This is a genomic window from Metallosphaera sedula DSM 5348, assembly GCF_000016605.1.
GTDB classification, from domain to species: Archaea; Thermoproteota; Thermoprotei_A; order Sulfolobales; family Sulfolobaceae; genus Metallosphaera; species Metallosphaera sedula.
This window is the reverse complement of the sequence record NC_009440.1, coordinates 1,742,175-1,757,667: the sequence shown is the minus strand read 5'-3', so window position 1 is coordinate 1,757,667 and position 15,493 is coordinate 1,742,175. Positions and strand designations below refer to the sequence as shown.

Sequence of the window (15,493 nt, the reverse complement as noted above, 5' to 3'; positions counted from 1 at the left end):
CTCATACGGGTCTACTCCTGAAAAGATTGGTAAAGTTTCATGTAGTAGTGAGAAGATTCCAAGATAATTGCTCTCATAACTTGCGAGCGCTAAGATTATACTCGAGAAAATTACAGGAAAGTATATTTTACTTTTAATTAGGTAGATTAATCCTAGAATAATAAACCCTATCAGGACAAGGATATATAGCTCAGATACAATGGGAGGTGCCCAAGAGGATAACAGGTTATAGAAAATAGGACCACTTCTAATCATATCAAAGGAGAGCTCTAGCTCCTGGACCAAATTGAAGGAATGAGGAAAATTTCCATGAAAGAACATGTTCACAGCGGAGACATACGTGGAAACCTGAGATCCATGAGATAATATAAGATAAAGTGTGTTGATATGAACTAGAGAGAAGAATAGAAGCACTATAAGGGGGGGAGTTACGTATCTAATACCTTTATTGAACATTCCTTTGTTTTTTACAATGGAAAATATCTCAATCGAGAGAAGGGACCCCATTAAGGAGGGGATAGGTGGTCCATATACTCCTAGAATGGTCAACGGAACTAGAGAGTATAACAGATCCTTCCTCGAAGCCGTGATAATACGGTATCTGTAGTAAAACGCGATGAACCATGGTAAAGGAGCTACATATAATGTGATTGGAGAATCCATGATCACCGCTATAGTTGCTGGATTAAGTCCTCCCGCTAATGTTGATAATATTACCAAGATTTTATTCCTAGTAAAGACAGAGGCTAGTTGCCTTATCCCTAACATCCAAATCAATATGTAGATAAAAAGGAAAAGATTCAGACCAAAGTTATGAAAGAGAAGAATCAGGACCGACTCAAGTAGTGTCAACCCTGGATTTAGTTCTATAGTGAAAATGGGTGGAGAGGAGGAGATGCCTAAGAGAGAGGAGAGTTGAAATGTGGCATGAACGAAGGGAGGATAGGTTGCCGTATCAAGATAACCTATATATCCGTTAAGTAATAATCCGTGAAAGACTAAGAATGTAATGACTATAATTATAATGTCTATGTAATTGGAATATTTGCTAGATGCAGTTACTATATTATGATGCCCGTTTAGGTTCATTACTGAGCATATTAATAGCCATAATGTAAGGATAAATTATTTGTTCTAGGACACATGAATCCTCATAAAGTATTTTCCAAATATCTAGTAATTTATAACTACTTATGAAATAATTGTAGATTTAACGTGAATCTCCTTGCTCTAAAAACTCTGTAGCTCTGTAACGTGTAAACTGGATACCTAATACCATTTATATATTGGCGTTCTAAATTCCTAGAATATACAACAAATCGATTAAGTACCTGTAAACTTGGGTATCGTATATTAGAGCGGGTACACTTCATCGCGATTGCGCGGTAATTAAAGGAAAAGTTTAGGTAAGCTTCCCATTTAGTAGATTTTACTACATGTCTAAATGATGTTTATGCTGAACCTTTGTCATTTCCCTCATTCCAATCAGGTGCAGAGAATTTAATATTTATTTAATAAACTAAAGTCATCCCTTTGGACGTAGCCTAGTAATCAGTGTTTAAATGAATAAATTAGAGATTGATCAAGGAAACTAAAACATAATATAAGCATTAGCAGTCTAGTTTAATTGCTAATATCAGATAAAGTATTAATTTCCTTAACTATTTCCTCTCTTATTTTGTATTCTCTTTGCCCTAATATATCTCTCATTATTTTTGGATGCTCATCGAGAGAAACATTGAGTTGAGGAAATTCTTTCTTTCCCTTTCCTTGAACTTTAGTGCTAATTTTAACTAGTTCCATCCAAAACTGATCATCTGAAATACTGTCTAGTGTAGAAACGTCCAGAAGTTGTTCAAATGCTCCGCTCTTAAACATGATTTTGTGAGTTTGTATTTTCTTGGCTACTATATTCCTAAATATTAGGCTGTATCTAAAAATTGGTTTCTTAGTATAAACATACCTGTACATGGCATTGCCTATCCAAAGAAAATCGTTTAGTTTACCATATCTGAGTAACATTCCTGCCTCATGTCTAATGGTTCTCTTTAATGATTCGAGGAACCCACCAAAGACATTTAGAGTCCATCCATCATGGATGGCTCTCACATTCTTTGAAAGAGGTGCCATTCTTAATCTAAATTGTTCTCCTCTAAGAATGTGCCCATAAAAACCATAATAGTAGAGAAGATATCCCCTATATCCAGGGTATGCGTCTGGAATTGAACGAATTTGAGCATAGGTATCCTCATGAAATACTTCATTCGCCTGAATATAGTATATAAATGTCTTAGAAATATTTTCTTTCTCTATTCTAATAATTTGATCAATCATCCTGTTGCTCATCTCTGCTATAACTTCACCTCTTCGCGTATTGCGTTGTGTGAAATTCCACTCCATTCTTGCTATCTTTATTCTCTCATTTCTCAACATAGAGAGAATCTTACTAGTTTCATCTGAAGATCCATCGAAAATATACATCTTATCACAAACGAAGAGACTTGAGTATATGACTTCCAGAAATGGATAGCCCTGACTAAAAAGATTGTAAGATGGCATAAAACACACAATTCTGTGATCCATCAAAAGACATTTAATTCGATGACGTTTAAAAATGCTTCTATGGGAATGTAATTCCCAAGGCTTCATACATTCATGCTTCTCCTAGATTTTTATCCAAATTAGTGTGAGGATCTAGTTTAACCTACTGATAGGGCTTCTCTAACGCGAGGTGCAGGCTGTCAAGGAAGGGCTTAAAGCCTGTGGATCGCGGGTTCAGGGAGGAACCTTAGTCCATCCCCATGGGAACTTCAAGTACCTACGTCCATTTGTGGAGCACTTTGGAATCTTCCTAACACTGGAGGCACTATGCCGAGATGAAGGTGAGGATCGAGACCTTCTTGTGCACGACCACGTATAACATGACACTTCGTCTCAGTGCAGCGAAGGACCCCGCGCGAGTTACGCGCGAACCAGCTCCCTTAACGCATACGTGGGACGAGGGATTAGACCCGGCTATTCTTGACATATTAATTTCTATTAAGAGATACAAACCTAGTTAGTCAATTTAACCCTAGATCAAGGTAAGAACTTGAGATGCAGGATTAATTTTATGCTTCATATCGAAACATGCCGAATCTTGCGTAATCCAGCCACTCTCTTGAGTAGATGAAGTACTCCGTTGGGATCGTCCTGTGGGAACATGGCCTGATCCAGGAATTTGTAACTTCATGGCGACACTATGATTTATCTTGTCATGAAACAACTTTTGGAACGTTATCATTATCGGAGGTGTGAGTTTTGGAGTACCGGATAGAGATGTTCTGATTCACTACAATGCCTTAACTAGCCCTAAAAAGGACTATATATCCCCTCGCAACAGTATAGCCCTCAATGATGAGATGTAATTCTCGACGTTACCAAGGTCATACATCTTGGCAACTTTCACTGCACGAAAGGCTACCCCATTATTCATCAGGTATTTGATTGCGTCTGTGAGCTGTAACTCCTTTCCACTTCTCTTGGTTTTCTCAAGTGCCTCGAAAATCATGTAATCAAAGTGGTAATATGGAGCTATGACCCAGTTCGATTTGGGTTCCCTAGGCTTCTCCTCAACATCTACGACTAGTTCCCCGTCCAGTAAGACAACCCCATAAGGCTTAGGGTCGTCAACTTGGGTCACCAGAAAGGAGTTAACCTCCATCCTGGGGATCTCCTCGAGTATGGTATCAGCAGCTGAAACCAAGAAGTCCGACTTGATGAAAGGTTTAGCCCTCAATACCGCGTCTCCGAAGCCTTCAGGTGAAGCCTGATTCACAAAGGCTATATTACTTTTCTCGATTTTCTCATAAAACGCGTTCAGGTCCTTGGCTTGCCTGCTCTTACCCATCTTCTCGAGGTAATACACAAAGTCCTGATCGGGAGTAAAGTGATCCTCAATTACCCTTTTTCCCCTTCCCACAACAATGACGAAATCCCTAACGCCAGCGTCATATAACTGCTCGAATATAACCTGGATTATGGGCTTGAACGAGCCCCTGAAGGGAACTGGAAACATCTCCTTTGGGATCTCCTTGGAGGCAGGAAGCATCCGGGTTCCGAGACCAGCCGCGGTAATTACGGCCTGCATTCACCTAACACCAAGCCCAATGGCCCTAAATTCCTGTCCCATCTTCGCTGGATCTAGAACTCTTCTGCCGTCAACCACTGGTTTACCCCTTAACTTGGGCTCAAGTCCCCTGAACTCGTCCCACTCAGTAGCAATGATGACACCATCTGCCCGAGTTATGCACTCGTCAAGAGTCACCATTTCGACGTCAGATCTAGCCTTTGGATCGTAGGCTATAACCATGGCTCCCTCCTGTCTCAGCAGGTTAACCACCTTGAGTGCCACGCTCTCTCTGGTGTCATCGGTATTAGGCTTGAAGGCCAGTCCTAGGACACAAACAGTTTTACCCCTAACCTCGCCCATGACTTCCTTAAGAAGCTTGAGAGCCCTGAAGGGTCTTTCCTGGTTAACCTCTATGGCTGCCTCAACTATTCTGAGCTTCTCCCCAACGTCTCTCGCGAACGAGGTTATCGCCAGGGTATCCTTCGGGAAACACGATCCTCCCCAGCCTAGTCCTGCTGACAGGAAATAAGGGGAGATCCTCTTATCAAGTCCAATTGCCCTGGCTATAACGTTAACGTCGCAGTTTAGCCTTTCGCATAAGTTAGCTATTTCGTTTATGAAGGACACCTTAACTGCTAGGAAGGAGTTCGCAGCGTACTTTATTAGCTCAGCCTCGTCTGTGGTGGTTCTGATCACTGGGGCTTTCGTGAAGGACCACAGCTCCTGGATCAGGTCGCCTGCCTCCTTGTCGTCACTACCTATCACAACCCTGTCCGGGCTTTCAGTGTCGTGCAGGGCGTTTCCCTCCCTCAAGAACTCTGGGTTGGATACAACCTTAAGGTTCGTGATTTCCTTGACCTTCCTTGCAGTCCCTGGGACTACGGTGCTCTTTATGGCAATCACGCCCCTCGCCACTTCCTTTATCTTCCTCGCGGCGTCGAACACGTAGCCAAGGTATATCCTTCCATCAACGGTTGGGGTAGAAACAGTGATAAAGATGACCTCAGCGTCCGAGAGCGACGAGTAGTCGGTTGAAAACTTCATCCTCTCAAAGTTCCTGTTCAGTGCCTCCTCCAGACCGGGCTCATATATGGGAGGCCTCCTACACTGAAGTCCATGAACTCTCCCCTGATCAATATCGACTCCAACTATTTCATGTCCCTGCTCAGCGAGCACAACTCCTGTGGATAAACCCACGACTCCTAGTCCCACAATCCCTATCCTCAACTGAGTACACCCCTGAACCACTCTATAGTCATCTTCAATCCCTCGAACAAGGAAACCTTAGGCTCCCAGCCCAGGACCTCCTTAGCCTTGGTTATGTCTGCTGCTCTCCTTGGAGGATCGTCCTGCCTTGGAGGTAGGAACTTGAGACCGGACTTGCTTCCAGTCATGGATATTATTGTTTTCGCTAGGTCAATTATTTTCGTTTCCTTGTCAGATCCCACATTCAGGATAACTCCCTTGAGCCCTGGGCCCAGCATCCTCTTGGTTGCCTCAACCCAGTCGCTCACGTAAAGGAAAGCCCTCGTCTGATTCCCATCCCCAAATATCGTCAAGTCCTCACCCCTCAATGCCTGATACACGAACCTCGAGATCACCCTTCCATACGAGCCATCCTCCCTGAGCCTAGGTCCATACACGTTGAAGGGCCTCTGTATCCTCACGTCTAGTCCATACTCCCTGTAAAAGGACATGATTAGGGCCTCGGAGAACCTCTTACTCTCGTCGTAACAGCTCCTGACCCCGGTCGGATTTACCTTACCCCAGTAGCTCTCAGGTGTTGGAATTACCTCTGCGTGACCGTAAATTTCGGAGGAGGAGGTATAGAGAAATACGGCGTCGCTTCTCCTGGCTATTTCGAGGGCTTTGTAAGTTCCCACGGAGTTGGACAAGGCAGTCTCAACCGGATGGTTGATGTAATCCTCCGGGGAGGGCCTAGCAGCCAAGTGTATAACATAATCATATTTCTCGTCTGTGGAGAAGTTCTCTATTTTCTCCCTGATAAGTTTCGCGTTCCCTTGAAAGTATTTCGCGGTGGAGAGGTCGTCAACAACCGTTATATCCCCACTAAGGGACTCAATCAGATGGGAGCCCAGGAAACCGGCTCCGCCTATTACTAGATATTTCATGGAATGGCTGTAGACTTCCTATCTAAAAAACTTTGAGCGGATCAGAACAGAAAAGGGTATTTTAGTCCTTCAATAATAGCAAACTTCTCTTTAGCTATATTAAATCACGCATGACATTATTTCATATCTTTAATACCATATTTAAGTATCAGGTTAACCTCTTGTTCGACTACCTTGGCCCAAGAACTATGATGGGAGAGTAATTTCTGTAGCTTCTCATCATTTAACGAATATTGAGTATGCATGATCTTGTTGATCTCTTTCGCCATTCCGTCATAGTTAAACTCTTTCACTAGCGTTACACCAGGAACACCATCATACACGTACTTAATGCCAGGAATAGCATAGGTAACGACAGGAGTCCCAACTGCAAGGGATTCCATCACAACCAGTGCATTGGTATCGTCATGAGACGGGTAAACCATGACCCTTGCAGAGCTCATGACCTTGTACTTTTCCTCTCCAGATAGAAATCCTAGGTATTCTATCTTATCCCTTACACCATAACGTTCCGCTAATCGATAAAAATTGGAAGAATCTGATTTTAACCTTCCCATGATCTTTAGTTTCACGTCTGCACTTTTAAGGAGCTTCATGATCCTCAACAGATCTAGCATCCCCTTACTGGGCTCTACTCTAGCTGCAGCGAAGATTGCATAGTTATCCTTAGCTTCAGACCTATACTTCACGATAGATGGATCAATTGCAAATCCAGGATCCAGAATGACGTGATTAGTTGGCAATTTACCTATCACTCCTTCAATAGCTACCCTATTTACGCCTGCCACGAACTTAGGTGGATTATTTTTCATTATCTTAATGGCTTTAGCCCAATAATTAGAAATTAGAAGGTTTTTAGGCAATGAGCTAAGAAAGCTCTCCTGACCAATCCTAAACTTATAAATGGAATATAAGAGGGGATCCATGTGAAGGGGCGCTATATACCCGTTTATCAGAATTCCATAACCTTTTCCTGAGTGGCTAGCCATGAGAACTACGTCTGGAGATATAAAGTTCGGGGAGAAAAGAAAATCAATCTTGTTTAGATCGGAATAGTAGGCCTTACTTAACTCGCGCAGTAAACGAAAGTCCACAAAATTCAAGAGACGCTCTTTCCTGGTAATCGAGCGGTCAACCAAGGAGTAAAACTCTGAGGCTAGTGTAATACCCTCCTTCTCTAGCTCCTGAGCTCTCTTGATTAGGGCATTTTTATCTTCCTCGTTTTCAACTTGTAAATACGTGTTTAAAGTGGGAAAGAGAACAAGTTCAAATCTAGTCTTAGCAATATTAACAAATTCTCTAACATGCCTCTCTGCTCCGCCTTCCCGTAGGTTCATCAAGGAAAAAGTAACTAGGCCTACTCTCATGAAATCAGATCCAAGCACCACATTTTAAGCTAAGTGTTAGTCTCTAGCTAACTGTATACTATTTATTGCATAAAAATAGAAAAATATATATGTCACAGCACAAGCAGAAGAATCGATTTATAAGAGGTTTTAAGAAAAAAATTAACTTATCTTTCTAAAGACAAGGATAAGGACTACTATGGAGATGATTATGGCTATAATGCTGACAGCTAGAGCAATATCCACTGTGCCAGAGAGACCTGAAAGTGCATTAACCCTGCTATTTAGAGTACTGTATTCGCTAGACAGTGTGGACACGGAACTCTGTAGACTTGCCACAGTGCCGTTGAGCTTAGAGACTGTGCTACTCAAACTAGAGACAGTATTGCTCAAACTTGTGACTGAGCTACTGAGAGTGGAGACAGTGCTACTTAGTGAGCTTATTTGAGATTCGAGAGACTGTATTGTCGAGTTAAGACTTGCTATTATAGCCTGTTCATTAACATTCACGGTTAACGGAAGGGTTACGGTGTTGGATTGCATCCCAGAGTAAGTCGCCTGTATTACTAAGTCAGTCTCATACTGCGTGTTTGGAACTGATATGGTGATAACGTAGTAACCGTTCATATAGGTTGCATTATACATGGTCCCGTTATACATAGCAGTCACAGTAGCCGTACTTATTGGCTGACCTGCGAATGTTACCATGCTCATCAATGTGAGTGTAGTGCCACCAATCATTGTTATGCTTGTCCCGCTTGTCAAATCCTTCAGATTAACGTTGGGTGAAGTAGCGCTAACTACCTGGAGAGCCAGTTCCTGGATCTGTACAGTTATCTTGAATGAGTATGTATTAGGTGCTGTTACTGTTATGTTCTCGCTGGCAGGCGAGTATGGAGATGGGGGAACTACCTTCAAGGTATATGTCCCCGTGGGAAGGTTCAAAACTGCCTGACCTGAAGCGTTGGTAGTGGCAGTCACACTATCTGCAGTAACAGTGGCTCCCTGAATTGGTACACCCTGTGGATTAACCACTAATACATTTACCGTAGCGGTTAGAGGTAGGAATTGGAACGTTGTGGAGTTGGTGAACCCAGTCTGGGTCCCAACCTGAACGGTATAAGTCCCGAATGGGAACGTTGTGCTCTCCTGTAGCGGGAATGTGAAGGCTTTCAATGAGTAATCTCCATTAGGTCCGCTTGTGGTGGTGTTGGAGTAAACTGCCTTCCCCTGCGGATTATAGATTGTTATGCCCACAAGAGTGTTAGGAGAAGTAACTCCTGAAATGAATACAGTCTGTCCAGGATGATATACTGGTTGAGTAGTTACTGTAATAGCTGGAGCTGAACCCATGGCCAACAATGGTGCTACTAGTAGGGATAAAAGAATCAAGGGAAGAAGATTATACTTCATATTTAATCACCCTTAACTTATAAAGGAAGGAAAAAAATTAACTTGCCGTAACAACCTCGGTCAATCCTTGGTTGTAGGGTATACTTAACAGGTTGTTCTGGAATGGTATGAAGGTTATGGTATAGCTACCTGGCATTGTGGGAGTAAATAGTGTTCCTATCTGGGTGCTCTGCCCTGGCGCTAAGGTTATTTGGGCCACAATCTCTGGTTGAACTGGAGTACCATTCAATAGTACCTCTAGTGTACCATATATTGTCTCGTTTACATTACCATTGTTGGTTACATTGAATAATAGGCTGTAAGACTTTCCAACTTGCATGCCAGTTACGGGAGTTCCATTGCTCAATATGGTGAAGTGAGATACTAAGACGCTCAACTTGATAACTCCCACATAGAAGTAGGAGCTGGCCTTCATCCTTAACTGTTGCAGTAATCCCTGTGTATTGTAGTACTGACCTTCTACAAGGTTCATGTTGACCAGTACCTTATTAACAACTCCTGAGGAAGCTGAGATTACACCTGGTGTACCAGGAGTGTACACTGTTGGTTCAACTACCTTCAATAACCCTGTATAGTATGGAGTAGGAACAGCTACACCGCCGATTATCTTAGTCATCTGTGTTAGTGTGAGGGTTGTCGTCTCACCATTTGCAGTGTTCACTATGGTAACGTTGAATGTAGTACCTGAGCCTGGCACATTAAGATTATTCACAGCATCAGGCGCGTATACCGTGACGTTTACTAGTTCGCCTGCAGTTGTATTGGGGAACGGAATTGCCGCGCTTGCTGACTGCGTTATGTTGTTACCGTTGAAGAACACGGAGATCACTGGAGGCACTAATCCATTAATCTGTAGCTGGGCAACATTACTGGAGACGCTGGGAACAGCATAGGCGGATACCAGAGAAACGGTGCCTGTGGTGACATTGGGAACTTCAACTACATGAATTGCATAGACATTGTGAGTTACAGTCAATAGATCAGTTAGATTCACTTCTATGGGTATTCCATAGCTTCCAGGAGTGCCACTCCATAAGGTCATTGGCGTCTCTATGACCCATATGGTATTGTTGTAGTAGAATGAGGTCTTTGGTGAAGTTACGAGCTGGGTTGAGGTAACAAGTTGCTGGGACTGCTGGGTGGTGATTGTTGAAAGTATTCCCTCTAATATTCCGGCGCTAGTCCCTGCAGAGGTGTAGTTTCCTGCCGCAGGATGCGTAAGCAGGTTGAATAGTGGAGATTGGAGTTCAATCTCAAGCTTAGCGAAGGGTGAAGCTGGAGATGGATTGAGTATCGAGACATTGATATCTACAACATTGATAGATATTGATTGCTGCTGATAATATGGAGTAATGGAGCTGGAAGTGCTTGTTGGTCCTATGGTCGCATTTGCATTCACAAGGACCACTGATCCAGGAGCAACCGTATATCCTGGGGTAGTTATCAAGGAGGTAAGGTTGCCCGAAGAGACAACACTTGAATTACCTAATACTATGGTTCCTCCGAATACTGGAGACCCGGCAGAAACTTCCTTCAAGGTGATTGGAGATACAGCAATGGTTGGTTGAGAACCCGGTCCGTTCCATTCGGCAAATTGGGCGTAAATTATCAGGGAACCTGTAAACTTCATGTTGCTGGATTCAACAAGTCCAGGACTGTTCACTGAGACATTAACATGTTGTCCAGGATTGGCTGAAGTTTGGCTTACGCTTAGGGTGAATGGAGATGGCTCGAGCAAGGCAGTAGCGTTAACAGTTGACTGAGATGATGGGGAAGTGTACTCGAATACTATGAGCCCACCATTAACCACGTTTTTCAAGTTAGTAATATTTTGGCCATTTATATTTAACCAATATCCACTGCTATTTTCATAGACTGTGTAGTATATCTTGCCTGTAAAGAGTCCACTATTGGCAGCAGTCTCGGAAACTACCGTGGTTACCACGTTACCTACTTTTTGTCCCGCTGGATTCTCAACTATTATCTTGAGTGTAGTTTGAAGAGCTGATGATGGAACGCTTTGGGCATACAGAGTGTCAGTAACATTAACTGAGATGTAGTGTTTCTCTGGAACTACGTTATAGGGCAATGGTGGTAAGTATGCGGTCTCAGCTGAGGAGAACGACGTGGAGGTTGGAGTCTTAATGGCTATTACTGGTGCAACTGTCGTAAACTTGTAGGTCACGCTAAGAGTTTGCGCAGCGAACTCATCATAAATCTTGAATGTTAGCTCTGTTCCTGAAGGTATGTAAGTGTGAGTTCCCAAGAAAGTCTTTATAACAGTGCTTGGCACTACGATAAAGAACGTACCATTACCGTTAGCGGATGTTAAACTGGTAATACTCAATCCATTAAGATTTCCGCTAATTACTGTTCCGTTTGGAAGAACCGCAGTTACGCTATCAGTTGCCACTTGCACGCCATTATATTTTACACTGGTACCACTAACTGTTAACGTAGTAGCAGTTCCGAAGGCTAGATTGGGCTCAGTATACGCCAGCTCTATCACAGGAGTCACATTGGCTACAGACACAACGTTGGGGATAGGAACAAGTGTTGGAGTACCAACTGATATGGTACCGGGAGTAGAGATATTCTTAACCGTATTGCTACCAAGGTAATAGTAGGAGGCACCTATATCGTTAGTAGCTGTTATCAATAGAGAAGTATTGCTGAAATCATAAGGTGGTAGGGTTATTGTAACTTGAGAGGTTGAGTAAGTAATACTTGGTGATGAGCCAATTCTTAGAACCGTAGGCAAACTGAATACGCCTGAACCTGCATAGGTCTCAGGAAGAGAAACCATAGCAGTCTTATAAGTAGATCCTGTAATATTCTGGAGAGCCACATACACCATTATGTTCCTTCTGACGCTATAGTTTGATATGTTATTGAAATCGTTCACCGTTAAGTTTTCTCCCTTCTGAACTGAGAGAGTAATTGATTGTAGAGTGGTCTCCTTTATGGTGCCCTTTATGGATACCGAGGCATTATTTCCAATCCAATCGGATAGGTATATGGTTATAGGCGTATTTGTGGTAAATAGACCACTGGTTATTAGCATCTTGTATTGGCTAAAGGACACATTAGCTGGGGTGTAGTTGTTCCCAGATAGTAGTGTTGCATAAGTCTTGTTAGTAACAATGGAGCTGGTGTACATGGTGAAGTTTCCGTAGTAAACATTTCCATAGCCAAACATTGCCTGTGCGTTTGGAACAGGGTTATTAGCAAACACAGTTGTGTTCACGTAAACTCCGTTCTTTACCGCTAGGTAGGATACATTTTGGATAACCGGAGATACCTGCGTTCCGTTTGCCGTGATCATGAAGCCACCATTTCCTCCAACAAGTGGATTAGCTTGCATGATATTGTCCACGAAGTATACTTGCCAAGTGGAGTTAAGGGGCACTGTGGATTCGGTAGTCTGGAGGGTGGCTGCGTAATTGCTTGAGTCTGCCAAGTAATTGTTAATTGTTACAGATGCACCTGTGCTATATGAGATCGTAATTGTTTTATCGCCACTAAAGAAGTACAAGTCAGTAATATTTACTTTATGGCCTCCATATACTGTTTGACCATACTCTCCTATCAACTGATTGGGGAAGGATGAGGGTAGTGTAAGCTGAAATACGCCAGCTTTTCCGTCAGTTTGGACATTTCCAACTGGAGTAGTGAAGCTAAGATAGGGATTGGTTAATTGAACATTAGTAGATGTACTGTTTATTGTAAGGGTCTCAGTCATGGATAGGGATGAAGCAGAGGTAGTAGGAACTGGGGTCATTGTTATGAAGAACCAGAAGTAATGCTGCCCGTTATTCAGGTAATATACCACTGAGGCATTTGATGTATCATTGCTTATTAGAGGTACTGTAACGCCTCCAGCGGAAATTGTTACGTTACCCGCTACATACTTGGCACCCTGTGCACTTTGAGGAACATTGGGATTGTAAATTGCTACAAGTACCACTGTATCATTGCCTACCCACTCATTGCTCACTGATATGGTAACTCCGCCAGCTGTGGAACTTGTTTGACCAAATGTTGTTATTCCTGCTAGGAATGAACCTCCCATTAAGAAAACCAGGAGGAGCGATAGATATCTTATCGCACTCTTATTCATACTAATTTCACTGAAAGTCGGATAAGGTGTAATAATATAAAAAGCGATTGACTACTGATGTATACAAACAAGAAAGGGCGCAAGAAAAGGGAGTAGAGTCTGGTCAGTTAGGTGCCACATATCCGGGCTGGACGAACTGATACACCACTACCATAATGTAAACCTGGTACTCTCCATTTCCGTAAAGTGGGTCCATTGATATCTGCACTGGTTGGAAGTACTCCATTCTGACTTGCGGTAGAGGAGTGCCAAGGCTGACTCCAGAGGTCGAGATTTGGGTACTGAATGGGGCGATCACGGGGTAACCCTGGCTCTGCAGTCCTTCAATGAACATGTTGGCTATCAGCGACTGATACGCGCGATGGGTCCACGCAAACGGGAACGAGTTACCCACTAGGCTTACAAGTTCCTGAGCCAGCGTGGGATTTGATGAGAATTCGCTGGCAATCTGCGTCTCAGTCTGGTTTAGAAGTGTAATATTCACGTACTCATTCACTGGGTAACCCGCAATCACGGTCATTGCTCCCATGGCTTTCCCAATGTCCCCGAGGCTCGAGGTATAGCCTAGGAACTGACCGCCCAAGTTCGTGGGATAACCAAGGAAGGCCTCCTGTCCCCTGTAGATGGTAACCGCGTCATATGCCACGATGTAAGTGGGGATTGTGTAGTTGGGGTTTCCGTAGGGGTAGACGTGAAAGTCCCTCTCGAGGATCTGGGCCGCGTAGGTCTCGTTATTCAGGAAGATCTCAGCCATTAACTTGATCTGCGTATTATTAAGCGTGTTATTCTCGTCAATCACGGTTTTATTTCCCACCACCTCAATCCAGTAACCGTAGTCCCACCAACTCAGGACGAAGGCGTGAGGTGAGGTTTGCGTCCTAAGCCAGTTAAGCGTAGTGACCCAGGCATAGTTGGGCACGGGGTAGGGCGAAGCGGAGGTGATGATGGCATTAGGTGTATTGCTAGCCATGATGGCTGAACCGGCATCTGCCACGAGGGAGATCCCAACCACCGCCAAGAGAAGGATGGGAGCAACCCTCACCCTGGCCTGTTTCAGCCTAGACACCACGAAGTAGATCCCTGCCCCTGCCAGGGGAGCGACCATGTACACCGTGTAGTTGAAGAGATAGGGTTGCTCCGAGGTCCCGTATATGCTCGCCACTCCCAAGACGAGGAGCCACAGCCCGGAGAGGTTACCCTCCCTGAGGAAGTAGTACATCCCAATCACCGATAGAAATATGGCAACGCCGAAGTCAGTGAGCATTGAAGTCAACGGCTGAGGTATATACTCCGCCACCGTCCTGTCTATGGGCACGGTGAACTGGTAGAAGGGATCCACGATTGCGTAATATCTAGAGGGAATAGGGGTAGCCCTCAAAGCTGATAGACCGCCTATGGCGAGGACGAAGATCAAGACTAGGAACGAGGTGAGTATTAAGGACCTGGTTAACGAGCTCTCCTTCGGCAGTATCTTCCTTAGGTAAAGGTCCACAAACAGGAGAAGCGAAACAAGGAGGAGAGAGAGACCGTGAGCTGCACCTGATAGAAATCCTATGTTATTGGGGGCGAAGGAGGTCAAGAAGGCTGTTATGACGCCCATTAACGTGAAGGACTTCACTGTGACCTCATCGTTCCTGTTCAGGAGGATGGCCAGAAAGGCAGCTGCCAGAAGGCTTATGTCGATGTAGGTGTAACCTCCCCAGGATATCTCTGCTAGGAAGAGGGGCACCGCGGCAACTGCGCCGTACCACGGCTTTTTCCTCTCTATGGCCAGGTTCAGGAGGTAGATTGAGAAGAGGACGAAGACCCCTCCCCAGGAGGTCTTGGGGAGGCCACCCACCAGATTCTTGTAAGTTAGCGCAGGCGAGACCGCTATCACTAGTCCCGCGATCACGGCCCCAACCCTGCTCTTGGTAAGGCCATCAACAGCTAGGTAAGCAGATGCAACGCCTAGCCCTGCTAGAGCCATGTCCAGGAAGAGGACTACCGTGTAGACTGCGTTTGCTCCAAAGGAAGAGTAGAAGGGTAGGGCAAGTAGGGCTGAGATGAAGGGGAGCCCTATGGTGTCACCGAGTTCGATGAAGTAACCCGATGGAAACCAAGAGTGAACGTCTGGAGGGACGGCGTACCAATTCCCGTGGGCTTGAGCTATCAGTACCGCGTTGTAGAAGAGGTACCATGAGTCAAAACCATTGATCGAGAGAGGATAGGTGGCACTAAGGCCACGTATAGCGATCGAGATAATGGAGATTCCTATCACAACTACTAGATCCACAAGGGTTGTCTTCCTGAGAACGTTGGAGACTTCCTTAAGAGCCATTGCGGGAATAAGGAGTGGGACATAATTAAGCTTAATCCAGACTAAGGCTAG

The 15,493-nt window shown here is 44.2% G+C and carries 10 protein-coding genes; 1 reads left to right on the top strand and 9 read right to left on the bottom strand.

Annotated features, from left to right (window positions below; all coding sequences use genetic code 11):
- Positions 1 to 472: 472 nt before the first annotated feature.
- Positions 473 to 607, top strand: coding sequence for a hypothetical protein (locus MSED_RS12540; protein WP_264080538.1), 135 nt, complete (start codon positions 473 to 475; stop codon positions 605 to 607).
- 1,016 nt (positions 608 to 1,623) lie between these two features.
- Here MSED_RS12540 and MSED_RS09265 read toward each other — a convergent pair.
- From MSED_RS09265 to MSED_RS09225, 9 genes are all read right to left on the bottom strand, one after another.
- Entirely contained in the window at positions 1,624 to 2,481 is an 858-nt protein-coding gene (locus tag MSED_RS09265) for a hypothetical protein (RefSeq protein ID WP_225938836.1), read from the bottom strand.
- Between the two features lie 385 nt (positions 2,482 to 2,866).
- Positions 2,867 to 3,028, bottom strand: a complete 162-nt coding sequence (locus MSED_RS12370; RefSeq protein ID WP_155464954.1) for a hypothetical protein — start codon at positions 3,026 to 3,028, stop codon at positions 2,867 to 2,869.
- Between the two features lie 333 nt (positions 3,029 to 3,361).
- A complete protein-coding gene (locus MSED_RS09255; RefSeq protein ID WP_012021752.1) occupies positions 3,362 to 4,129 on the bottom strand; it encodes a sugar phosphate nucleotidyltransferase in 768 nt (255 codons plus the stop codon).
- The gene (locus MSED_RS09250; RefSeq protein ID WP_012021751.1) at positions 4,130 to 5,338 is read right to left on the bottom strand and encodes a UDP-glucose dehydrogenase family protein; all 1,209 of its coding nucleotides are present in this window, start codon (positions 5,336 to 5,338) and stop codon (positions 4,130 to 4,132) included. It lies immediately after the preceding gene.
- On the bottom strand, positions 5,335 to 6,243 hold the full coding sequence (locus tag MSED_RS09245; protein ID WP_012021750.1) for an NAD-dependent epimerase/dehydratase family protein: 909 nt from the start codon (positions 6,241 to 6,243) through the stop codon (positions 5,335 to 5,337). Before MSED_RS09245 ends, MSED_RS09250 begins: the two co-directional genes overlap by 4 nt.
- A gap of 116 nt (positions 6,244 to 6,359) precedes the next feature.
- A complete protein-coding gene (locus MSED_RS09240) occupies positions 6,360 to 7,610 on the bottom strand; it encodes a glycosyltransferase family 4 protein (protein WP_012021749.1) in 1,251 nt (416 codons plus the stop codon).
- 141 nt (positions 7,611 to 7,751) lie between these two features.
- Complete coding sequence (gene slaB, locus MSED_RS09235) at positions 7,752 to 9,002, bottom strand: S-layer protein SlaB (protein ID WP_012021748.1); 1,251 nt, start codon at positions 9,000 to 9,002, stop codon at positions 7,752 to 7,754.
- A gap of 37 nt (positions 9,003 to 9,039) precedes the next feature.
- Positions 9,040 to 13,122, bottom strand: a complete 4,083-nt coding sequence (gene slaA / locus MSED_RS09230) for an S-layer protein SlaA (RefSeq protein WP_012021747.1) — start codon at positions 13,120 to 13,122, stop codon at positions 9,040 to 9,042.
- A 103-nt stretch (positions 13,123 to 13,225) separates the two neighbouring features.
- Positions 13,226 to 15,442, bottom strand: a complete 2,217-nt coding sequence (locus MSED_RS09225) for an STT3 domain-containing protein (protein ID WP_012021746.1) — start codon at positions 15,440 to 15,442, stop codon at positions 13,226 to 13,228.
- Positions 15,443 to 15,493 lie beyond the last annotated feature (51 nt).

Excerpts from the sequence above, each read along its gene's own strand:
- MSED_RS09255 (WP_012021752.1), bottom strand. The coding sequence starts at position 4,129 with ATGCAGGCCGTAATTACCGCGGCTGGTCTCGGAACCCGGATGCTTCCT.
- slaB (WP_012021748.1), bottom strand. The coding sequence starts at position 9,002 with ATGAAGTATAATCTTCTTCCCTTGATTCTTTTATCCCTACTAGTAGCA.
- MSED_RS09240 (WP_012021749.1), bottom strand. The coding sequence starts at position 7,610 with ATGAGAGTAGGCCTAGTTACTTTTTCCTTGATGAACCTACGGGAAGGC.
- MSED_RS09225 (WP_012021746.1), bottom strand. The coding sequence starts at position 15,442 with ATGGCTCTTAAGGAAGTCTCCAACGTTCTCAGGAAGACAACCCTTGTG.
- MSED_RS09245 (WP_012021750.1), bottom strand. The coding sequence starts at position 6,243 with ATGAAATATCTAGTAATAGGCGGAGCCGGTTTCCTGGGCTCCCATCTG.
- MSED_RS12540 (WP_264080538.1), top strand. The coding sequence starts at position 473 with ATGGAAAATATCTCAATCGAGAGAAGGGACCCCATTAAGGAGGGGATA.
- slaA (WP_012021747.1), bottom strand. The coding sequence starts at position 13,122 with ATGAATAAGAGTGCGATAAGATATCTATCGCTCCTCCTGGTTTTCTTA.
- MSED_RS09265 (WP_225938836.1), bottom strand. The coding sequence starts at position 2,481 with ATGTATATTTTCGATGGATCTTCAGATGAAACTAGTAAGATTCTCTCT.
- MSED_RS12370 (WP_155464954.1), bottom strand. The coding sequence starts at position 3,028 with ATGTCAAGAATAGCCGGGTCTAATCCCTCGTCCCACGTATGCGTTAAG.